This window comes from Nitrosomonas mobilis (assembly GCF_900103035.1).
Taxonomy (GTDB): domain Bacteria; phylum Pseudomonadota; class Gammaproteobacteria; order Burkholderiales; family Nitrosomonadaceae; genus Nitrosomonas; species Nitrosomonas mobilis.
In genome coordinates this window covers 1-22,519 of the sequence record NZ_FMWO01000048.1, presented here as the reverse complement: position 1 = coordinate 22,519, position 22,519 = coordinate 1, and the positions used below count along the sequence as shown (strand labels likewise).

General features: G+C 47.9%; 23 protein-coding genes and 1 pseudogene. 9 read left to right on the top strand and 15 right to left on the bottom strand.

Features of this window, described 5'->3' with window-relative positions:
* Positions 1 to 22 precede the first annotated feature (22 nt).
* The 5 genes and pseudogenes from gpmA to NSMM_RS17030 all read left to right on the top strand — a co-directional run.
* On the top strand, positions 23 to 766 hold the full coding sequence (gpmA, locus tag NSMM_RS06825; RefSeq protein WP_090285946.1) for a 2,3-diphosphoglycerate-dependent phosphoglycerate mutase: 744 nt from the start codon (positions 23 to 25) through the stop codon (positions 764 to 766).
* A 59-nt stretch (positions 767 to 825) separates the two neighbouring features.
* On the top strand, positions 826 to 2,058 hold the full coding sequence (locus tag NSMM_RS06820) for a murein hydrolase activator EnvC family protein (protein ID WP_143001883.1): 1,233 nt from the start codon (positions 826 to 828) through the stop codon (positions 2,056 to 2,058).
* A gap of 59 nt (positions 2,059 to 2,117) precedes the next feature.
* A complete protein-coding gene (locus NSMM_RS06815) occupies positions 2,118 to 3,536 on the top strand; it encodes a S41 family peptidase (RefSeq protein ID WP_090285943.1) in 1,419 nt (472 codons plus the stop codon).
* Positions 3,537 to 3,570: 34 nt separating this feature from the next.
* Positions 3,571 to 4,317: a HesA/MoeB/ThiF family protein gene (locus NSMM_RS06810; protein ID WP_090285941.1), complete on the top strand. Its 747-nt coding sequence runs from the start codon at positions 3,571 to 3,573 to the stop codon at positions 4,315 to 4,317.
* A gap of 57 nt (positions 4,318 to 4,374) precedes the next feature.
* Positions 4,375 to 4,666: pseudogene (locus NSMM_RS17030) on the top strand (IS3 family transposase); the annotation flags it as partial.
* Positions 4,667 to 4,723: 57 nt separating this feature from the next.
* Here the strand turns inward: NSMM_RS17030 and NSMM_RS06805 are convergent.
* The 15 genes from NSMM_RS06805 to NSMM_RS06735 form a co-directional block, all read right to left on the bottom strand.
* The gene (locus NSMM_RS06805; protein ID WP_090285940.1) at positions 4,724 to 5,434 is read right to left on the bottom strand and encodes a hypothetical protein; all 711 of its coding nucleotides are present in this window, start codon (positions 5,432 to 5,434) and stop codon (positions 4,724 to 4,726) included.
* 376 nt (positions 5,435 to 5,810) lie between these two features.
* The gene (gene lipA / locus NSMM_RS06800) at positions 5,811 to 6,761 is read right to left on the bottom strand and encodes a lipoyl synthase (protein WP_090285938.1); all 951 of its coding nucleotides are present in this window, start codon (positions 6,759 to 6,761) and stop codon (positions 5,811 to 5,813) included.
* Positions 6,751 to 7,440, bottom strand: a complete 690-nt coding sequence (gene lipB / locus NSMM_RS06795) for a lipoyl(octanoyl) transferase LipB (protein WP_425412356.1) — start codon at positions 7,438 to 7,440, stop codon at positions 6,751 to 6,753. Before lipB ends, lipA begins: the two co-directional genes overlap by 11 nt.
* Before the next feature lie 11 nt (positions 7,441 to 7,451).
* Positions 7,452 to 7,718, bottom strand: a complete 267-nt coding sequence (locus tag NSMM_RS06790) for an HP0495 family protein (protein ID WP_090285935.1) — start codon at positions 7,716 to 7,718, stop codon at positions 7,452 to 7,454.
* 26 nt (positions 7,719 to 7,744) lie between these two features.
* Positions 7,745 to 8,593: a D-amino acid aminotransferase gene (locus NSMM_RS06785; protein WP_090285933.1), complete on the bottom strand. Its 849-nt coding sequence runs from the start codon at positions 8,591 to 8,593 to the stop codon at positions 7,745 to 7,747.
* Between the two features lie 15 nt (positions 8,594 to 8,608).
* Entirely contained in the window at positions 8,609 to 9,694 is a 1,086-nt protein-coding gene (locus NSMM_RS06780) for a D-alanyl-D-alanine carboxypeptidase family protein (RefSeq protein ID WP_090286306.1), read from the bottom strand.
* A 359-nt stretch (positions 9,695 to 10,053) separates the two neighbouring features.
* On the bottom strand, positions 10,054 to 11,280 hold the full coding sequence (locus NSMM_RS06775; protein WP_090285931.1) for a CAP domain-containing protein: 1,227 nt from the start codon (positions 11,278 to 11,280) through the stop codon (positions 10,054 to 10,056).
* Positions 11,281 to 11,361: 81 nt separating this feature from the next.
* Entirely contained in the window at positions 11,362 to 12,600 is a 1,239-nt protein-coding gene (locus NSMM_RS06770) for an FAD:protein FMN transferase (RefSeq protein WP_176753882.1), read from the bottom strand.
* A gap of 2 nt (positions 12,601 to 12,602) precedes the next feature.
* Complete coding sequence (nqrF, locus tag NSMM_RS06765) at positions 12,603 to 13,823, bottom strand: NADH:ubiquinone reductase (Na(+)-transporting) subunit F (protein WP_090285927.1); 1,221 nt, start codon at positions 13,821 to 13,823, stop codon at positions 12,603 to 12,605.
* A 32-nt stretch (positions 13,824 to 13,855) separates the two neighbouring features.
* Positions 13,856 to 14,464 (bottom strand): NADH:ubiquinone reductase (Na(+)-transporting) subunit E, encoded by a 609-nt coding sequence (nqrE, locus tag NSMM_RS06760; RefSeq protein WP_090285925.1) that lies wholly within the window; start codon positions 14,462 to 14,464, stop codon positions 13,856 to 13,858.
* Complete coding sequence (locus NSMM_RS06755; RefSeq protein WP_090285923.1) at positions 14,461 to 15,129, bottom strand: NADH:ubiquinone reductase (Na(+)-transporting) subunit D; 669 nt, start codon at positions 15,127 to 15,129, stop codon at positions 14,461 to 14,463. Before NSMM_RS06755 ends, nqrE begins: the two co-directional genes overlap by 4 nt.
* Positions 15,116 to 15,940, bottom strand: coding sequence for a Na(+)-translocating NADH-quinone reductase subunit C (locus tag NSMM_RS06750; RefSeq protein WP_245654715.1), 825 nt, complete (start codon positions 15,938 to 15,940; stop codon positions 15,116 to 15,118). The genes NSMM_RS06755 and NSMM_RS06750 overlap by 14 nt, the downstream gene beginning before the upstream one ends.
* A complete protein-coding gene (locus NSMM_RS06745) occupies positions 15,933 to 17,129 on the bottom strand; it encodes an NADH:ubiquinone reductase (Na(+)-transporting) subunit B (protein ID WP_090285922.1) in 1,197 nt (398 codons plus the stop codon). The genes NSMM_RS06750 and NSMM_RS06745 overlap by 8 nt, the downstream gene beginning before the upstream one ends.
* A gap of 6 nt (positions 17,130 to 17,135) precedes the next feature.
* A complete protein-coding gene (locus NSMM_RS06740; RefSeq protein ID WP_245654714.1) occupies positions 17,136 to 18,536 on the bottom strand; it encodes a Na(+)-translocating NADH-quinone reductase subunit A in 1,401 nt (466 codons plus the stop codon).
* Positions 18,537 to 18,548: 12 nt separating this feature from the next.
* The gene (locus NSMM_RS06735) at positions 18,549 to 18,989 is read right to left on the bottom strand and encodes a CBS domain-containing protein (RefSeq protein WP_090285920.1); all 441 of its coding nucleotides are present in this window, start codon (positions 18,987 to 18,989) and stop codon (positions 18,549 to 18,551) included.
* Positions 18,990 to 19,241: 252 nt separating this feature from the next.
* Here NSMM_RS06735 and ispD point away from each other — a divergent pair, with 252 nt between their 5' ends.
* The 4 genes from ispD to NSMM_RS06715 form a co-directional block, all read left to right on the top strand.
* The gene (gene ispD / locus NSMM_RS06730) at positions 19,242 to 19,934 is read left to right on the top strand and encodes a 2-C-methyl-D-erythritol 4-phosphate cytidylyltransferase (protein ID WP_090285918.1); all 693 of its coding nucleotides are present in this window, start codon (positions 19,242 to 19,244) and stop codon (positions 19,932 to 19,934) included.
* Positions 19,935 to 19,937: 3 nt separating this feature from the next.
* Positions 19,938 to 20,423, top strand: coding sequence for a 2-C-methyl-D-erythritol 2,4-cyclodiphosphate synthase (gene ispF, locus NSMM_RS06725; RefSeq protein WP_090285916.1), 486 nt, complete (start codon positions 19,938 to 19,940; stop codon positions 20,421 to 20,423).
* Positions 20,399 to 20,980: an RNA 2',3'-cyclic phosphodiesterase gene (gene thpR / locus NSMM_RS06720; RefSeq protein ID WP_090285914.1), complete on the top strand. Its 582-nt coding sequence runs from the start codon at positions 20,399 to 20,401 to the stop codon at positions 20,978 to 20,980. The genes ispF and thpR overlap by 25 nt, the downstream gene beginning before the upstream one ends.
* 928 nt (positions 20,981 to 21,908) lie before the next feature.
* On the top strand, positions 21,909 to 22,519 hold a 611-nt coding region (locus tag NSMM_RS06715; RefSeq protein WP_090286300.1), incomplete at its 3' end, for a histidinol-phosphatase.

The window sequence follows — 22,519 nt, the reverse complement described above, 5'->3', positions numbered from 1 at the left end:
GCACCGTTTTTCTAGGGTTGACATGAAAAAACTTGTTCTCCTGCGTCATGGAGAAAGCACCTGGAATCAGGAAAATCGTTTCACGGGATGGACTGACGTTGATTTGACAGTAAAAGGTATTGGCGAAGCTAAAGCAGCTGGCCAGCTACTGCGTAGCAATGGTTTTAACTTTGATCTGGCCTATACGTCCGTTCTAAAGCGTGCCATTCGAACATTGTGGCTTACTTTAGATGAAATGGACAGAATGTGGACACCTATCAAACTTAACTGGCGACTTAATGAACGTCATTATGGGGCGCTGCAAGGACTGAACAAGGCAGAGACCGCTCGGCAATACGGTGACGAACAGGTGCTGATCTGGCGGCGGAGCTACGATACGCGGCCACCCGAAATCACTACGGAAGATGAGCGTTACCCCGGTTTTGATCCGCGATATAGCAAAATGGCCAGAAATGAAATACCACTGGCTGAAAGTCTCAAAGACACGGTTGAACGTTTTTTACCATATTGGAATGAAATCATTGCTCCCCAAATTAGAGGGGGGAGCAATGTGATCATTGTCGCACATGGAAATTCCTTACGCGCATTAGTCAAACATCTGGATCAAATATCAGATCAGGATATTCTGAATTACAATATCCCTACAGGAGTTCCGCTCATTTACGAACTTGAGGAAAATCTTAAACCAATCAGAAATTATTATCTTGGTAATGCTGAGCAGATAGAGGAAGCGATGCATGCGGTGGCCAGTCAGGCGAAAGCCTGACGTCAGACCGGAGCCTATTCAGCTTTGGGCACGGTAAAAAGTTTTTGACACCCGACCAGATGGCACTGATAACACGGAAATTACTTAAGGTGATTATCTCGCTGCAGTTAATCATCTGGCTTCCCGCCCCCACTCGGCTGTATGCTGAAAGCAAGACTGTCCAAGGTAATCAGAAGCAATTGCAGGATGTACAAACGCATATAAAAAGTTTGCAGAAAGAATTAACTGACAAAGAAGCTACCAAAAGCAAGACTGCAAACACCTTGCGTGATATTGAACACCTAATTAGTAGCATTCAACACAAGATTCTGCATTTGAAACAACAGCAATCCGAAATTAGCAATGAGTCTGCCAGGCTGCAACGGTCTTCCGAACTGCTTCGCAGCGAAATGCTGGCCAAGCAAATACAGTTGGGGAAATTGCTTTACTTCCAGAACCTGATTAGCAAATCGGATTACTTATCATTATTCCTCAAGCAGAGAAACCCTGACGAAATTACACGCAAACTCTACTATTATCGTTATTTAGCACAGTCTCGTTCTGCACATATTGACGAATTGCGTAATTTACACGAACAACTGGCCAATTTAATTCTAAATCAAGCCAGTCAACGTGATAACTTCCAACGATCGCAGCAGGAATATTTTGAACAAATGCAATTACTGGCAACGGAAAAAGCAAAGCATGCAGATTTATTGACAACACTGTCACGTGAAACCGATCAGAAACATAAAACATTATCCAGGCTTAAGCAGGATGAACAGCACTTAGCAGACCTCATCAAAAGACTTAACCGTCAACTGGTTCAAAAAAAAACAGTTGTTCCGGAAAAATCTTCTGGAACAGTCATACTGCATAACAGCCAGCTGCCGTCAGCTACTGCTCGGAATAATTCATTTGCTTCCCTGAAAGGAAAACTGCGCTTGCCGGTGCGAGGGGAACTTATCAACCGTTTCGGCAGTCCACGTGAAGGTGGGGGGATTAAGTGGAATGGGCTGTTTATTCGAGCAGCCGATGGTAATGAGGTCAAGGCAATTGCTGGTGGACAGGTCGTCTTCGCAGAGTGGATACGCGGTTTTGGAAATTTCATTATTCTCGATCATGGCAACGATTATATGAGTCTATATGGACACAATGATACATTGACCAAGCGCGCAGGAGAGAAAGTCAGAGGTGGCGATACGATTGCCGTAGTTGGTAATAGCGGCGGAAACAGTCAATCAGGTTTATACTTTGAACTCAGACACAAGGGCAAGCCATTTGATCCATTGACTTGGATCAGTATTAAGTAGTGGAACAAGTTTAACCATCTGGTATTTTTACCAAACAAACAAGCGTGGAGCTTAATATAATGCGCAATTTCGCAACGAAAACCGGATTGATTCTTATTGGAATTATTGCCGGTATCCTGGTTAGTCTCAATTTTTCAGCCATTGCCGACAAACAAACTGATCATACACTGCAGTCCCTTCCTATTGAGGAATTGAGGGCTTTTTCCCAGGTTTTTGGTCGGATCAAAAGCGACTATGTAGAGCCTGTCGAAGACAAAAAACTTATTACTGAAGCAATAAATGGCATGCTGGTTGGTCTGGATCCACATTCGGCCTTTCTGGATGCCGAAGAATACAAAGAGCTTCAAATTGGCACACAAGGTGAATTTGGCGGGCTAGGTATCCAGGTCACTATGGAAGATGGACTTGTCAAGGTAATTTCACCGATTGAAGATACACCTGCTTTTTTTGCTGGCGTCAAGGCGGGTGACTTGATTATCAAAATTGACGATACCGCTGTCAAGGGGATGACACTCAATGATGCCATCAAAAAAATGAGAGGCAAACCAAATAGTGAAGTTGAACTGACAATTGCCCGCGAAGGTGAAACCGAACCTTTGACATTCAACTTAGTGCGTGCAATCATCAAAATCGAGAGTGTCAAATCGAAACTGATTGAACCAGGATATGCCTATATCCGGATCACCCAGTTTCAGGAACGTACCGGAAAAAATCTTGCTGAGGCGATTAATAAACTTTACAGCGAAAGTAAAGTACCGATGAAAGGGCTAATACTCGACTTACGTAACGACCCCGGCGGGTTATTGAACAGTGCAGTTGCAGTATCAGCAGCATTTCTGCCGCGCAATGCTCTGGTTGTTTATACCGATGGCCGTACCGAAGATGCAAAAATGAAGCTACTTGCCAGTCCGGAATTTTATCTGCGCAGATCAGGTAAGGATTTTCTCGCTACTCTGCCAGAAAATATCAAAACTTTGCCGATGATCACACTGGTGAATGGCGGTTCTGCTTCGGCTTCAGAAATTGTGGCAGGCGCACTGCAGGATCACAAGCGTTCCATTGTAATGGGTTCGCAAACCTTTGGTAAGGGCTCGGTACAAACCATTTTGCCATTAAGTAACAGCACCGCGATCAAACTCACTACCGCCCGTTACTATACGCCTAATGGCCAGTCAATTCAGGCAAAAGGCATTACACCGGATATTCTCGACGATGAAGCTGGCGATAATCCTCGCTTGCTGCGTGAAGCTGACCTCAATCGCCATTTAAGTAATGGTCTCGGCACAGCCGCCAATGAAAAAGCAACTGCCAAAAAAAATGACACGTCGTCCAAAAAGATCAAAAATGCTAAAAACAAGGATAAAGATAAAAACGAACCTACCGAGTTTGGCTCCAGTGATGACGCATTATTAACCAAAGCGGTCGCACATTTAAAATTAATGGTGCGCTCACCACAACAGAAAACCTCTAAGTTATAAGAATAAGCGCGCTCTTCTTTACGCCGGTTATAACGTGAATGATCAACAGCTTTTGCGTTATAGCCGACATCTGTTATTACCCGAAATAGATATTACCGGTCAGGAAAAACTGGCGCGATCCAGAGTTTTAGTCATTGGAGCAGGCGGGCTGGGCTCACCCGCTGCACTCTATCTAGCCGCCAGCGGAGTTGGCGAGCTGCTGATTTGTGACCACGACAAAGTAGATCTGACCAACCTGCAGCGACAGATCCTTTACGACGCAGCTGCGATCGGTAAACTCAAGGCTGAATCCGCAAAAAAAACCTTGCAACGCATCAACCCGGACATCCAAATTATTCCACTTGCCGAGTATGCTACCGAAGCACTACTTGATCAACATCTGGCAGCAGTTGATGCAGTAGTCGATGCCAGTGATAATTTTGCAACACGCCACATCATCAACCAGATCTGTCTCAAATATCAGAAACCATTGATATCTGGTGCAGTAGTTCGCTTTGACGGACAAATTGCACTATTTGATTTACGTGATACAACAAGCCCTTGCTACCACTGCTTGTTTCCAATAACCGGTGATAGTGATGATCCCAATTGTGCGATTATGGGTGTATTTTCTCCGCTTGTCGGCATTATTGGCTGCATGCAGGCAGCGGAAACGATCAAAGTGTTGCTGGATATTGGTGAAACACTCAATGGCCGATTGCTACTGATTAATGGACTAACCATGCGAATAAACTCGCTCAATTTAACCAGAGATCCTCTGTGTCCTGCCTGTGGAAAATAGCAAGCAGGTAAAATTTATCAGTGATTTTTGCTAACGGATATCTGTGGCGATAGATGTACAATTCGCAACACGGAACGCCAGACAGAAGCTAATATTGAAGCTTCAGTTGGCAGTATCGGTAATTCTTATGAACAATGTGTTTGGCTGAAGCGATTAATGGATTACACAAGATAGAAGTCTCTCTACATCGGTCCCTAGCGCAAAATTGATGAAGTGCAATTTGCTACCTTGCAGAGTGGGTTGACTGGTTCAACAATCGCCGGTTACTGGAACCGATTGGAAAAACCCATCAGCTGAATTTGAAATGGTATATTACCGCCAACTGGGGAAGTCAGCTGATGCAGCCTGACTCAGGCTAAAAAGTTGCCGGAAAAAATGTGGCGATTCATCTCTCCGATTCAGGAGGCTATTTAATAAAAAGCGTTGGAAATACATTCCGATTTGTACTTATGGTCACATATGGCCTGAAGTGAACACTGAAGGATAATTGATAGTTACCTATTGTAACGAATACCAGTGAGCCTATTATTTTGCTGCCAAGCCTTTCATGCGCCTGGAGCGAGGAAATGTTGTAAAAATTGATTCTGCTATACACATACAGAATGCCGCGCTGATGCATTGCAGCATTGACGACATCCCATAGCTTCGCAAAAGTGTACGTCAATCGAAACTGAGGAACCACAAACACATCATAATCCCACGCTGCCTGACCATGAGGTAGCAACGAGTATGTGCATCTAACTTCATCCTCTTGATACTGGTCAAAATTTAACCATAAATTACCGGCAAACTTCCCTTTCTTTATTGCAGCAAAACAATGCCCTCCTTGCCTGAAACGCGCCTGCAAATTGCCAAGTGGCCTATCCATATGCAGGAGTAACGAATCATTCACCTCAATCTGATTTATCTCAATATCAAGCGCTTTATTAAAAGGTACAAGCTTTTCTTTTGAAACAGGTTGTCGAGTTATGTAATATTTATGAAGCTTTATTTTCTTAAAGCTTATTCTGTAGAGCGATTTATTAAATAAATACAGCAATGTATTAGCCAATCCCAACTGATTTACATTTTGTCTGATTTTCTGAAGCATATTTTTTAGAAGCACCTCCAATTCCATCTATACTCACTACACTTCAAATTTCGGCACTCGAACGTCGTGGATTGCGTATTAATCGTGTCGTCATAACGAACGATTGAGCACAGCCCCCGGACAATCGATGGCGCTGTTGATGTTGATGCGCTGCCGGCCTGTGTTGCTGGGGATTTCATGATCCGACCACGTTTGATCCATCCATATCCAACGACTGGTTTGTTCTGCGGATGTGTGGCGTCCCGAACTAAACAACCACCGGCTTTAGCCGGTAGTTGTTTAGTTGCTCTCGATCCCAGAAATGTCGGTCCAAGCTATGCAAGGTACTACTTCATTTAAGCATGATAGTTATGCGCAGAAAGTACAAAATCGATGCATCCCTGGTCATATTCCGTGCAACCAGTCAGATTTCAGATAATCCAGCCAGATGCGCCTGCTCATCGGCATGGTAGCTGGAACGCACCATGGGTCCGCAAGCGGCGTGGCTGAAGCCGAAGTTACGGGCGATGCGCTCGAAAGTCTTGAAATCTTCCGGTGAAACATAGCGCGCAACCGGGTGGTGGCCGGTACTGGGCTGTAGATATTGACCGATAGTCAACATATCCACTTGATGTTCGCGTAGGTCGCGCATGACTTCAATGATTTCCTCGTCACTTTCTCCCAGCCCAAGCATCAGCCCGGATTTGGTCGGAATATGCGGATGTGCCTGTTTGAATTGTTTGAGGAGCGTCAGTGAGTGGGCATAATCTGCGCCCGGGCGACATTGTTTGTATAGGCGGGGAACGGTTTCGAGATTGTGATTCATGACATCCGGCAAACCAGCGGCCAGCTTTTCCAATGCGGCATCGAGACGACCACGGAAATCAGGAACCAGGATTTCAATACGGGTATGAGGAGATTGTTTACGTATCGCTTGAATACAGTCTGCGAAATGCTGCGCACCGCCATCGCGCAAATCATCACGATCCACACTGGTGATCACGACGTAATTCAGTTTGAGAATGGCGATCGAACATGCGAGGTGCATCGGTTCTTCAGGATCGGGGGCCTGCGGGCGGCCGTGAGCAACATCGCAGAAAGGGCAACGACGGGTGCAGAGATCACCCAGTATCATGAACGTAGCAGTGCCGTTGCCAAAACATTCCCCAATATTGGGACAGGATGCTTCTTCGCATACTGTATGCAGGCGGTTTTCGCGAATCAGACGTTTGACTTCATGGTATTTCTGACTGTTAGATGAGCGCACCCTTATCCAGGAAGGCTTGCGCAGCAGCTGATCGGTCTGTTGGGGCTCAATTTTGACGGGGTTACGCGCGGTTTTAGCTGCGCCACGTTGATGGGATTCAGCTGTCATGTAAGTTTTTTCTCCTGGTTGGTAACACATTCAATTGCATCAGAAAATTTTCCACTAGCTTTTCCTCCAGCTTGTCAATGGAATCAGCAATGCCAAGCTCGCTCGTCTGGGTGATGCGCAGTCCCGGAAAACCACATGGGTTAATGGCGGCAAAAGGTGATAGATCCATTGCCACGTTCAATGCGATACCATGATAACAGGCGCCACGCCGAATTCTTAAGCCAAGCGAAGCGATTTTGGCATCATTTACATATACTCCAGGCGCGTCCATCCGGCTTTTTGCGTGAATCATATAACCTTGCAGCAGATTGATCACGCTATTCTCCATTTTTCTGACCAGTTCTCTGACGCCCAGTTGCCAGCGGCGCAAGTCAAGCAACAGATAGGCAATGAGTTGCCCAGGACCATGGTAGGTGATCTGGCCGCCGCGATCGGTCCGGATTACCGAAATATTGCCGGGTGTCAGCAAATGCTCGGCCTTGCCTGCTATTCCCTGCGTATAAACTGGTGGATGTTGCAGCAACCAGATTTCATCAGCTGTCTCACAAGTGCGTTGCTGCGTGAAATCACGCATTGCTCGCCAAGTATCAGCGTAATCCACTAGTCCCAGTTGCCGAATGATCACTGGCGGTACGTTACAGGTCAATGGATGGGTTGCTGCCTGAAGGATACTGGGCACGATGAAAGCATCTATAACAGCATGGACACCATTGGATGGTCGTGTAGCGACTGATAGAGTGAGTCGAGTTGCGTGCGGGATTGTGCCCGTATCGTGCAGGTCAGGCTCAAATAGGCACCGTTTTTGCTGGCCCTGGCTTCCAGGGTAGTCTCATTAAAATCGGGAGCGTGCGTTTTAACAATTACCAGCATGGCCTGCGTAAAACCCGGTTGTGCCTTACCCATGATCTTGATTGGGAAATCACATGGATACTGAATCAGGGAGGTTTGCTCTGTCATAGTCGATAAAAATCAGGATAAAAAGCTCACTTGCCACGCATGACGGTTGCTTTATAATTCTGATAAAGCTCGTTTAATTGCCGGAAAACTGCTCCTGGAAGCGCACTGCCAACGGGCTGTCCATCCAATCGAACAATAGGCAGAATTTCCTTGGTCGAGGATGTCAGCATGATTTCTTTTGCAGTGCGCAATTCATATTCGGAAATATCGCGGATTTCATGAGTTATCGCATTCGCTGCAGCTAGCTCCAGAATCAGATCATAGGTAATACCCGGTAACATACGATGATCTTTGGGGGGAGCCAACAGTACATCATTCCTGACGATAAAAATATTGCTGGCCGCACCTTCGGTCAGTAATCCGTCACGCAGCAGAATGGTTTCCATGGTGCACGCATCTACTGCCAGCTGACGCAACAGTACGTTTGGCAGCAGAGAAATTGCCTTGATGTCACATCGGCCCCAACGATTGTCCTGCGCAGTGATCGCAGCCACACCAGTAGTCAGCAATTCCTGGCCGGGAATGGCTAACGGAGTACTCATCATGAAAACGGTCGGCTCTACCCCGGCAGGAAAGGCATGATCCCGCCTGGCGGTGCCACGGGTTATGTGTAGATAAAGATACTGGTCTCCCCCCTCATTTTGTGCAACGAGAGATTCGATCAGGCTGCGCCAGTGCGATACGGTGTAGGGGTTAGCCAGGCGAATACCATCCAGACTATGCTGCAGACGTGCCAGATGTTCGTCGAGACGGAATGGCAGACACGAATAAACCGGAATGACCTCGTATACGCCATCGCCAAAAATGAATCCTCTGTCCAGTACCGGAATATAGGCCTGTTCGATTGGAAGAAATTTGCCATTAAGATAAATCATGCTGGTATTCGCTCGTCAGTTAAGCAACATTTTCAGATTATCCCACGCGCGCCCGGCAAAGTTGGCGGCATCGACCTTCTCAAGCGCAATTAATGGGTAGACAGCAATTTCCTGGCCATCAAGCACAAATTTTACCTGGCCAATTTGCTGCCCTCTGGCAACTGGCGCAACCAGGGGTTGCTTGTATTCCATTCTTGCCTTGAGCTTATCCGCCTGCCCTCTGGGAAGAGAAAAATTGATGTCCCGGTCAAATCCAGCCTTGATTTTATCTTGTGCACCTTTCCAGATACGAAGATCAGCTGCAGTCTGATATTTTTTATAAGGGCGCGCCGTATCAAAAAATTGAAACCCGTAATTGAGCAAACGCTGACTTTCGGTGCTGCGCGCATTTGGTGAAGCGGTTCCCATGACCACCGAAATCAAGCGCCGGTCATCACGCTTGGCAGAGGTGATCAGGCAATAACCGGCCGCCTTGGTCCAGCCTGTTTTTACGCCATCCACGTTGGGATCGAGCCACAAGAGACGGTTACGGTTCGGCTGGGTAATGCCATTGTAGGTATATTCGCGCTGTGAATATAGTGGATAGTATTGCGGAAAATCGCGAATGATTGCAGTTGCCAGCAAATTCAGGTCATACGCTGTACTGTAATGATCAGAGTGGGTCAGACCAGTAGTATTGGTAAAATGTGTATTGTGCATTCCTAAACGTTTGGCCTGCTCATTCATCAAGTGCACAAAAACATCTTCTCCTCCGGAGATGAGTTCAGCCAGAGCAACGCACGCATCATTACCTGACTGGATAATCATACCGTGGATCAACTCATTCACGGTAACAGGCTTGTTAGGTTCAATAAACATGCGTGAACCTTCCATACGCCAGGATTTTTCGGATACTGGCACAACCTGATCCAGTGCGATCCGCTCCTGCTTCAACGCAAAAAATACGATATAAGCTGTCATTAATTTGGTCAGTGAAGCAGGATCCAGCCGCTCATGGGGATTGTGGCTGGCGAGCAGCTGACCACTATGGAAATCACTCAGCACATATGATCTGGCCGCTACTGTCAGTTCCGGTTGCTGTGCGACAGCAGGGGTTATCATGATCAGAAATAACAGAAAAGTGAAGATATGCCGGATCACCACCACTAGGCCTTGCCTTGATTTCGGCTCTTCAGACTGTAAAGGGAAACAGGTAAATTCCATATGTATCATGATGCTGAAATGGGTAAAAAGAAAGGAGTAATCAGTTATCTAAAAAACGCGGAGCATAGCGAAGATTATACAGGGCGCTTCCAAAAAATCAGAGGTTGATACAGGAAGAGAGGCAAATAAAAAATGTTGATGCAATATGCAACTGATAGATAAGGAACGCTTTATGGATGACGAATAGGCGAAGCATACGGGCAATTCCTGAAAGAGACGCCCGCAAACAAAAGCGGTATGTCAAGCAGACCATCTGCCTAGAATATATAAAAATCTGTATGAGTCAACGCGAGACCGCCGGTTAGCTGGGCGAATTGCTGGGTACTTGTTCCACCGGTTCCATCCGCATCATACGAAAGCACGCCTGTTTGAGCATTGTAGATGATGCGATCCGTTGTATCGTGTGCGGCTGTACCAATGTGAAAAGCAGCAGCATTTAGCTTTCCTTTAGGCAAGCTGGTAAAAATCGCTCTGTCCAATTGAATGGTGTCGTCAATTGGGGAGAAGTCAGTAATGATATCGATTGCTCCGATAAAGGATGCATCAAAAACGAAAATATCTTTACCCGTCCCACCTGTCAGAATATCTGTACCTGTGTTACCCGCAAGCTTGTCGGCACCTGCACCACCCTCGATTCTGTCGTTGCCGGCATTCCCCCGAATAATATCCCGGCCAGTCAGTCCTATAATGACATTATTTTCAGCGGTACCATTGATGGTGTCTGCGCCTGTTGTCCCCATGATCGTACCAAAAGGAAATGAGGGCGTGCTGGTTGCCGGATCGATCAAATCAAGTTTGATATTCTTGCTGCTAATGTTGACTTGCATCGACGCTGTGCTGAATCCGTTGCTGGCAAAGCTGATGGTATATCCCCCCGGAGCCAGTTCCATTTCATAACCGCCAGCCAGACCTGTTTTTGTCGTTGTGATTGCAGCAGTCGCATTGTTTTTCGCATTGACCGTAAAGTTACTCAACCCTTCATTGATATCATAATGCTTGTCACCATCAAGATCATCAAACGCAACACCCGTCAGAAATGCGTTAGACGCCGTGCGCGCAAAATTCTGGGTAACAAAGGCACCTTCGTAATTTCCGTACTGCCCAGCTTCAAAACCAATACCGGCTTCACGGAAAGTGCCATTCAAGATATTGGATTTGTGCCCAGCTGAATTCATCAGCAAACTGTGTAATTGTGTCATTTCATCCTGAAAACCAGCCGGTGTCCGCGTGCTCATCCAGGCAATATTTTCAGCCCATGCCCAAGAGCCGGTAAACACGTAACCTGCTGTTGTCATACGCTGCCCAGGATTGGATCCACCCGCACCGGTATGGGAAAAGGTGTCGGTAGCGATCATCCAGCTGCTATGATTTTCAGCCGATTCATTCAGATCACCATCGAAAGCAAGTGGCTGAGTGCCCGTCTTTGCACGTTCAGCATTGATCAGTTCCAGCATATATTGCTCATAGATATTGGCTTGAGACATAAGAGTGACTCCTTTAATCCAATTTAGAAATTGATGAAAAGATTTTTATCATTACAGATTCTGGTTTTTGAGAAAGGATTGCTATTTTGAGTGTTTCTGGTTGGCGCAAGATCGGGTACAGCCAGCGTCGCAACCGAGTCCCAGGCGACCGAGTCCACCGCAACTGCCGGCTAAAGGTGAGCGTTTATTCAGTACACCGATCGCCATAGCGAGAATCGCCAGTCCCATGATCAGGAAGGTAGCGATAAAAATCTGCATATTATTGCCTCTTTCTTTCAGTGGATAGTGGCTGCTGGTAAATTCCTGAATATTGCCACCCTGATTGACCAGAAATAATACTGGCAATCCCATTTTCTCGGCGAGTTTCAACCCACGTTTATGGCCCAGCACGACGAGTGCCGTTGCCCAGGCATCGGCCAACATACATTGTTCTGCGAGCACAGTAACAGAAACCAGGCGGTTCTCAATAGGCCAGCCAGTGGCCGGATCAATCAGGTGGCTTAAGTGTTTCCCACCAAACTCAAAAAAATTCCGATAATCTCCCGAAGTGGCAAGTGCGATATTATTAATCTTCAGAATTTTATAAAGCGCTTGAGCGTATGGCTGAGGCTTTTCGATACCAATACGCCATGCTGAACCTTGTGCGTTGTTACCTTGCGCACGAATCTCACCACCGATTTCGATCATGAAATGTTCAATTCCACTAGAGATAAAAAACTGGGCAAGCTGGTCAACAGCATATCCCTTGGCGATTGCCGATAGATCGATAGTCAGGTCGGGGTAAAGTTTGCGAATTGTTCTGTTGGTGGGATCAAGCAGTAATTTGTCCTGACCGGTTTGCTTGCGTAGGCGGTTAATTTCCTCGTCACCTGGGATCTGGTCACTGCGAAATTCAGGGCCGAATCCCCATAAGTTGACCAAGGGTCCTATTGTAGTATCGAATGCCCCTTCACTTTTTTGTCCGATTTCCAGCGCGGCATCCAGCACCGTCAACAATTCGGCTGAAACCAGAATCCAGTCGGTTGTCTGCTGCTGATTAAACCGGGAAAGTTCTGATGCAGGGTCATAGGTAGACATACTGCGGTTGATTCCACCCAAAATGGAATCAACTTTTTCCTGCATTATCAAGGCCATTTCCTCACCATGAAAATGACGGAGCTTGATGCTGTACTGGGTACCCATGGTTTGGCCCTGCAGATGGATCAACGGTAGTGATGGCGTGAGCAGCAATCGACCCAGCAGCAGGCCAGTCACAGCCAAGATCAGTAGCAAAATGATACGGTTGCGATGGGTAACCAGGTATTTTCGCAGGACAGACATGGTCATCCCCCAAAATCGTCAAACAGAATGTTTTCTGTTTCCACGCCAAGGTCGATCAGCATGCGGATGACGGCCTGACTCATCATCGGTGGGCCGCAAAGGTAATACTCACAATCTTCTGGAGCAAGGTGATTTTTCAGATAGTTGTCATACAGTACCTGATGAATGAAGCCGGTATCGCCCTGCCAATCATCTTCAGGCAACGGATCGGACAAGGCCACATGCCATGTAAAGTTGTCGTGCTCCATGGCAAGCCGCTCAAAATCCTCGATATAGAACATCTCGTTTTTTGAGCGGGCGCCATACCAGTAGGAAATCTTGCGATGTGACCCGAGTCGGCGCAACTGGTCGAAAATATGGGAACGCAGGGGTGCCATGCCCGCTCCGCCGCCGACATAAATCATTTCATTATCCGTTTCGCGCGCATAAAAATCACCGAATGGGCCCATGATGGTGACCGGATCTCCAGGCCGGAGAGAAAAAATATAGGACGAAACAATCCCTGGTGAAATATCAGTGGTCTTGGGCGGTGGAGTGGCGATTCGTACATTCAGCATGATGATACCGCGCTCTTCCGGGTAATTGGCCATTGAATAGGCGCGAACCACCGATTCGTCTGATTGTGAAGTGTAACGCCATAAATCATAGCGATCCCAATCCTGCCGGAAACGTTCTTCAATCTCAAAATCCTGATATTTAATGTTGTGTGCAGGGCACTCAATCTGGATATAGCCTCCGGCCCGAAACTCGAGTGGCGTATCGTCAGGAAGCTCAAGTACCAGTTCCTTAATAAAAGTGGCAACATTATGATTTGAACGGACGATGCACTGGATTTTTCTCGCGCCAAATACTTCATGTGGTACTGCAATTTTTAAATCCTGCTTGACGGTCACCTGACAGGACAGACGATATCCAGCTTGCGCATCATGTTTGTTGATATGCGATTTTTCAGTTGGCAGGATCACCCCTCCCCCTTCAAAAACCTGAACGCGGCATTGGCCGCAAGTACCGCTGCCGCCACAGGGTGAGCTGACAAAAATTTCAGCTGCCGCCAGCGTACCGAGTAGTTTTTCACCGCTAGGTGCTTCAATCGTACGCTCGTTATTAATCTCGATTTTTATCCGGCCCTGCGGAATCAGTCTGGCACGTGCGCTCAGAATGATCAACACCAGCAGGATAATGATGGCCGAGAAGAAAAAAACACCAAGCGATATTTCCAGCATGTAGCGGTCCCGAGTGATCAGTACTATCTATATCAGAGACGCATACCGGAGAATGCCATGAAACCCATTGCCATCAGTCCAGCACTGATGAATGTGATCCCAAGCCCCTGCAATCCATCTGGCACATCGGCATATTTCAGTTTTTCACGAATACCGGCCAGTGCTGTAATCGCCAATGCCCAGCCTATGCCCGAACCCAGGCCATACGTGACACTTTCGGTAAAGTTGTAATCACGCTCCACCATGAAAAGCGATCCACCGAGAATGGCACAGTTGACGGTAATCAGCGGCAGATAAATACCCAGCGCGTGATAGAGAGCAGGAAAAAACCGGTCAAGCAGCATTTCCAGGATCTGTACCAGCGCCGCAATGACGCCGATATAGCTGACAAAACCCAGAAAAGAGAGATCAATGTCAGACAGCCCCAGCCAGACAAGCGCACCATCTCGCAACAGATACTGGTAAATCAGATTGTTGATTGGAACCGTCAATGTTTGTACGACGATAACAGCAACTCCTAAGCCGAACGCTGTTTCTATTTTCTTGGAAATAGCCAGAAACGTACACATGCCCAGAAAAAAAGCCAATGCAAGATTTTCAACAAAGACGGCAGTAATGAACAAACTGGCAAGGCTGCTCATCGGCCGACCTCGGTCAGGTTATGCGCAGGCTGGATACGAAATTCCGGCGCTTCCACCTGGGCTGGTTTCCATGAACGCACTACCCAGATAATGAGGCCAATCAGGAAAAACGCGCTTGGAGGCAACAACATCAGCCCATTGGGCTCGTACCAGCCGCCATTTCGCGTCAGTGGCAGGATGACATGGCCAAGCAATGTGCCGGAGCCCAGCAGCTCACGTATCGTTCCCACAATAATGAGTATCACACTGAATCCAGCCCCATTTCCCAGTCCATCGAGAAAGCTTGGCCAAGGCGGATTCTTCATGGCAAAAGCTTCGGCTCGCCCCATGACGATACAGTTGGTGATAATCAATCCGACGAACACCGACAGTTCACGGCTAATTTCGTAGGCAAAAGCCCGCAGTAACTGGTCAACGACAATCACCAGCGAAGAAATGATTGTCATCTGCACGATGATACGGATATGGGTCGGAATGTGATGACGGATCAGACTGATCAGGGTATTGGAGCACGCCAGCACCAAGGTCAGCGCAATACACATGGTCAACGCGGTGGATAATTTAGTGGTAACGGCCAGTGCCGAACAGATACCCAGTACCTGTAAAATGATCGGATTATTATCCACGATGGGCGCAAGCAGAATTTTGCTGTTAACTCGTTTCATTATTTCCTCCTTTATTACTGTGCTGTTGGCGTAATCGAAGCAGGTAGGGTCCAAAACCGGTATCACCCAACCAGTATTTCAACAGGTCATTGATCCCCCGTGTCGTCATGGTGGCGCCAGATAAACCGTCCACTTTATACTGATGATCGGGCATATCGTCACTGACGTTGCCTTTGACGAGTTCGATGCGCGGTTGCCAGTTGTCATCGAATACTACTTTACCGCGCCAGCGGGCAAGCCAACCGAGATTGTCGACTTCCCCACCCAGTCCGGGTGTTTCACCATGCTCATAAAAACGAATACCTTTTACAGTGCGCAAATCTCCATCCAACGCGATAAAGCCATACAGCGTTGACCACAACCCATAGCCAAAGACCGGCAAAATTAGAGTCCCCAATGAGCCATCCCGGTTTCTGAGCTGATAGACCGGCAAATATTTCGGTTTGCGCCGGATATTGGCCGGATCATCGGTACGTGCCAAAGGACTCGACCATTCTTCCTTTCTAAGCGCCTGCTTGAGGTCAAAGTTTTCAGCGCTGAGGCCCTGCCTGGTCTCACCGCTGTCAAGCTCGACCATATAAACGTCGAATTGCCGGTAAGCCGCTTCAATGGAACTATCAGGCAGATTCAATCCGGCAAGTTCAACCAGTACCCGCTGGCGTGCTGCGAGCTGATTGGCGGTCTGCAGCGGTTTTAGAGTAACTGCGGCCGTTGCCACGATTAGCGAACAAACCAGACACACTGCCAATGCGATGCCCAGTATTTTGCGATTACTGACTGAATGATTCATTGTCTGCGGGGATTCAATCATGGCGCTGTAACCGGCGACGAATATTCAACTGGATGACGACATAGTCGATCAGCGGCGCGAAAATGTTGGCAAACAGAATGGCGAGCATGATCCCCTCGGGAAAGGCGGGGTTCATGACACGGATCAACACTGTCATGAAGCCAATCAATAGGCCAAAAACCCAGCGGCCAGCATTGGTCATGGCGGCCGAAACCGGGTCGGTCGCCATGAAAACCATACCAAAAGCAAAGCCGCCGAGAACCAGATGCCAGTGCCACGGCATGGCCATCATCGGATTACTGTCTGGCAGCATGTTGAAGAGCTGTACTGTCAGCAGCATGCCGAGGAATACACCCAAAATGATACGCCACGAGGCAACCTTGGTGTAGATCAAAAAGACCGCGCCCAGCAGGCACGCAAGCGTCGAGGTTTCTCCGAGAGAGCCAGGAATCAGGCCAATGAAAGCGTGCCACCAGGTGTAATCATCAGCCCCAATCGCATCCAGCCCCCCCAATGCGCCCAACCCCAGCGGAGTGGCGCGTGAGTAGCCATCTACAGCCACCCAGACTGAATCGCCCGATATTTCGACCGGATAGGCGAAATACAGAAAAGCTCGTCCAACCAGCGCCGGATTGAGAAAATTCTTGCCAGTACCACCAAAAATTTCCTTACCGATCACCACCCCAAAGCTGATACCGAGTGCAACCATCCATAACGGCATATCCGGCGGCAGCGTCAATGCAAACAGCATGGAGGTGACCAAAAAGCCCTCGTTGACTTCGTGCTTGCGTACCAGCGCAAACAATACTTCCCAACACCCGCCAACGGCAAGTGTCGTCAGATAAATTGGCAGGAAATAAAGCAGGCCATGTAATGAGCAGGCAGGAATATTGTCCGGATCGAAACCAAAGCCTAGCCAGAGCAACAGGTCGCTGCGCCACCCCTGTGGGGTGATGCCGGATGCTTGTAGTGCTAGATTGGCCTGATAGCCGGTGTTATACCAGCTCCATAGGATGCATGGAATCAACGCAACGACTACATAGCCCATCAGACGCTTGAGATCAATTGCATCACGTACATGCGGCGCAGAGCGAGTGGTATCCGCTGGAGTGTACAAAAAAGTGTCGACCATTTCGTAGAGGGCGTGATAGTTGGCAAGACGCCCCTCTTTATCGAAATGTGGCTTGATTTTGTCGAGCAGGCGACGCATGGAAAGTTATCCTTCTTTTTCGATCAGGCGTAAATTGTCGCGTAACACGGCGCCATAGTCGTGCTTTCCGACACAAACGAATGAGCAGAGTGCCAGGTCCTCTTCATCCAGCTCCAGACAACCGAGTTTTTGTGCCATGTCGGTATCTGCGACCAGCAATGCCCGCAAAAGTTGGGCCGGCAAAATGTCGAGCGGCATCACTTCCTCAAAGGTATTGATCGGAATCATCGCCCGTGGACTGCCGTGCTGGCTGGCGGAAAACTCAAAGGCTTTCCGTTTGCGCAGCAAACTGGACAGGAACACGTTCATGCTGGAGAACTTGTTTCCTCCCGGTCGCAGCCAGCCAAGAAATTCCCTGGGTTGAGTTTCGCGAATGATACTGACCTGCAGGTGATGACGACCGAGATAAGCAAGTTCATCAACTGCATGACGACCGGACCAGACCGACCCTGAAATAATACGGTTTTCGTTGTCATCGATATCCTCATCTGCAAGCAACTCCCGGATCGATGCGCCCACTCGGGTACGCAGCAGCCTGGGTCGTGCAACCTGCGGCCCGCCCAGCGCCACGATACGGTCAACCGCCAATCGGCCAGTCGTAAACAGCTTGCCAATGGCAATGACATCCTGGTAATTCAGATACCAGACGATCGTTTTCAGATTGACTGGGTGCAGAAAATGAATATGGGTACCCGGCAGTCCGGCCGGATGCGGGCCGCTGAAAGCTGCCAGCCGTAATGACGGAATCGATAGTGTCGATTCCGCAAGCGGCAGAGTAAACTGCACATCATGACACAACCACAGCGGACCATCCGTCAGCCGTGCGAGCACTTGTAACCCATGACCAAAGGCAGCACCTTCAGCTGCAATAATGGATGCGGGGTCGGCTGTCAATGGATTACTGTCCATGGCCGTGATGAAAAGTGCAGCAGGACGGGTAGCCGGATCCGGCAGCTTGCTGAACGGACGCGTCCGTAGCGCTGTCCATAGGCCGGACGCCAGCAGATTAACCTTGACCTCGTCAGTAGTCAGGGTGCGGATCGCCTCTGGCGTATACTGCGCAAACGTTTCTTCTGCTTCCTGCTCGTCAAGCCTGATGACGACTGACAGCAGTTTGCGCCGTGTGCCACGATGAATCGCCTCGATTTTCCCCGCTCCGGGAGACGTAAAAATCACATCCGGCAGTTTCTTGTGCGAGAACAGTGCCTGCCCAAGCCTAACGTGATCACCTTCCACCACCCGCATGTCAGGTTTGAGATCGACAAAATCGATTCCCATGACAGCTATATGACTAACAGAAGGTGCATCATCCACTTGCTGCGCTGGCGTACCTTCAATCGGCAGATCCAAGCCCTTGCGCAGTTTAATGTGCAGGCTTTTCCCGGATTGGTTGGGCAGGTTTTCCATCTAGATGCGAAATCAGATACCAGGTGTGCTGTAGATGTACCGCTCCAGCTGCGCAATGACGAACTGATGTTGCGAAATGGCGTCTTTTACCAGATCCCCAATTGACAGGATGCCAATCACCTTGTCATCTTCCAGAACGGGGAGGTGGCGAATGCGCATTTCCGTCACCAGTGCCATGCAGTCTTCATTGGTCTCGTCTGGTGTGACATAAGCAACTTGATGGGTCATGATTTCCTTGACCTGAGTGTCTTTAACCAGCTTGTCCAATAAATAGGACTTTCTGGAAAAATCACGTTCGGTAATGATACCCACTGGTTTACCATTTTTCATGACCAGCAGCGCGCCAATATTGTTCGCAGCCATTTTCTGCATGGCATCGAATACCGAATTTTCTGGCCCGATCGTATGGATGGTATCGCCTTTTTCGTGTAACAGCTGTTTGACTGTTTTCATGATTGCTCCCTTTGCTGATTAATAGTGATATAGACCGATTCGCAAGACTACTGGTTTATATGGTAGCGCTTTGCCATGACAAAGCAAGCTTAAAGCGCAATCTGCTGAACTTTATCAAGTGGTAATAATCCGCCCGAAGAAATGTTCACTTTTGTAAGACAACGCGACAAGCCTCGTCGGATATAATCACCTGTCTATGAACAAAATGCTGATGATCTATTTTAACTACCCAATGTTACATATGGTTTGCAGATGGCTAATTTTATCGCGTTGATACCTGCCGCCGGCACAGGCTCGCGCATTGGTGAAGCAGTCCCAAAACAGTATTTATCTTTAGTCGGCAAACCAATGATTTATCATGCGTTGCATGCGCTCTATCATACGGTACGCATTACCAGAATAGGTGTGGTACTCGCGCCAGATGATGCTGACTGGGAACGCTACGACTGGTCCCGTTTTGATGATAAATTAATGGTTATGCGCTGTGGTGGCGCCACGCGTGCCGAAAGTGTGACCAACGGCCTTCGGTCCTTACGGGTATCTGGCAGCATCCATGATCAGGACTGGATACTGGTGCACGATGCTGCCCGGCCGGGATTGAGTGTTACGCTAATCGAACGGCTACTCGATCAGCTGGCCGAGGATGAGGTAGGCGGATTGCTCGCCATTCCGCTTGCGGACACACTCAAGCGTGCAAACAGTGATAACCGTGTGGCACGTACCGAGCCTCGCGAAAGGTTATGGCAGGCACAAACGCCTCAGATGTTTCGCGCTGCCCTATTACTTAATGCATTGCAAAATGCACCAGAGGGCATTACCGATGATGCGAGTGCGGTCGAGGCCACCGGACGTTTACCCAGGCTTGTGATGGGGGACGCCTACAATTTCAAAGTGACCTATCCTCAGGATATGGCGCTAGCAGCATTAGTGCTACAGGAAAAATAAGACATGAACCATATCAGAATCGGTCAGGGATTTGATGTACATCCATTGGTAACTGGACGCGCATTGATCATTGGCGGGGTCACCATTCCTTTTGAAAAAGGATTGCAGGGGCATTCCGATGCAGATGTACTGTTACACGCGCTCTGCGATGCGCTACTCGGAGCAGCAGCACTGGGAGATATCGGCACTCATTTTGCCGATACCGACGATCGCTTTAAAGGAATCGACAGCCGCAAATTACTGCGGGAAGTGATGCGGTTGCTTGCACAAAAGCAGTATCACGTCATCAATATTGATGCCACCATCATCGCTCAGGCACCGAAAATGGCACCACATATTCCACAAATGATTGCACATATCGCGCAGGACCTTGATCTGCCAGCCAGCACCATCAATATCAAGGCAAAAACAGCAGAGAAACTCGGCTTCATCGGCAGAGGTGAAGGTATTGTCGCCGAGGTTGTCTGCCTGATTGCCGAAAAAGGATAATCACCATTTCCATATCCTCGCACGATCCCACTGCCAGGATTTTTATCGCATTATGGCCGGAAGGCGCTGCACGGCGGCAACTCGCTCATCTCGCTAGATCGCTAGTAGTAAAGGTCGGTGGCAAGGCAATCTGTGCTGAAAATCTTCATCTGACACTGGTTTATATCGGCAGAACGGATGCCGCTACTCTAGCGAAGCTGCATGATTTGATCACGACGCTTAGACAACCGGCATTCAACTTGCAGCTGGATGAGGTGGGTTTCTGGAAACGCAGCAAAATCATGGTTGCTACAGCACGAAATTACCCGGCACAATTGGTTTCACTTGCGCAGAATCTACGACAGATACTGACTGATGTCAGCATCATATATGATCAGCATACGTTCAAACCCCACGTTACCCTCATCAGACGCGTCAAATCAGCAGGGAGTTTACCAGAATTGGCTACCCAGATCGCCTGGACGGCAGCCAGATTGTCGCTGGTGCAATCCCTGCAAACGCCCAAAGGCAGCATCTATCGAACGCTTGCTGATTGCCGGTTTATTGGCACCAGATAATCGCAGGTAATGTACAAAACAAGAAAGACAGATGGTCAAATCTTGGCTGATAAGGCTTCTTGTATAAATAGTATTTTTGAGCAAGACTAATTGATATTTGTTTGATCAAGATCAAAAAAATTAACTCGGATTAGCATCATAATTCCCACTCAACTGTTAAGTATAGTGGAGGTAGTTATGAAAATGTTGGAAAGAGAAGATTCTGAAACATTTAAAAATCTAGGTTACAACTTCGCAGTCATCATCGGTGTAGCGTTCGCATTAATCGCTTTATCAATGTATTTTTCGTGAAACTTGATACAAGTCGCTCATTTAGTTAATTATTCGAACTAAATCTGATGGCCAAGCATTATCGGGCAGTCAGTGCTTTTAAGCATAGTGTCCGGTAATGCTTGCACGCCGCCAAGCAAAATCCAGAAAACCCCTGCAAAGCAATTGCATTTTATTCATTTCAAGTAGAAATACCTACCTTCTCCGTTTCCCCTTTGCCATAAAGTAGCATGCGCCCTATCCCTATCGTGGTCGGACTTGCCGACAGACATTCTTCCAAGAATGACATAGTACGGGCTTGTGCCCGTACTATGTTGGGCCATCATTTTATCTATTTATTCTTGAACGGTATTTTGTCCCGTTAATCACAGTCCCTTACCGGTAGCGGCAATCTGTGGCGGTCTATTTTCCAGGTTAACAAAGAACGCTCTTAATAGCATCTGGCAGCATTTCTGCCGCCTGAGCCAACAGAATGACCGCTTTAGAGGTGCCTTAATATATTTTAAAATCGACTAATACGTGTGGTCATAGATTTTGCCGGCAGCAATTCCTTGTGATAAGGTTGCATCCAAAAAATTTCCGGCAACTTTCTGTACGCATTCAAGCATTGACATAAGGCCTTCTCGTTTTGCCCGCTACCTAATGGAAATTCAATATCATGAAACTGGCTTTATTTGATCTGGATAATACGCTTCTCGCAGGAGACAGCGATTTTCAATGGGCGCAATTTCTCATTGAACAAAAAGTGCTTGATCAGGAAGTATATGCAGCAAAAAATATTGAATTTTATGAACAATATAAAAATGGCACGCTTGATATTCACGAATTCCTGGACTTTCAGCTTAAGCCACTTGCACGTCATCCGCGCAAACAATTGAATGAGTGGCGCAGGCAGTTTGTTGCAGAAAAAATTCTGCCATTGATTACACCTGGTGCGCGTGAGTTGGTTAGCCGCCATCAGACTGAACGGAATTTATGCATCATCATTACCGCGACCAACAGTTTTGTGACGGCACCGATTGCGCAGGCGTTAGGTATCGAACATTTGATTGCGACTGAACCCGAACAGATCGACGGGCAGTTTACCGGCCGGGTAGCTGGAGTACCTTGTTTTCAGAAAGGCAAGATTACACGGCTGGAACAATGGCTGGACAAACAAAATCTTACCTGGCTGTCATTTCTGCAAAGCTGGTTTTATAGTGATTCACTCAATGATCTGCCGTTGCTCGGCAAAGTCACGCATCCGGTTGCAGTCGATCCTGACGACAC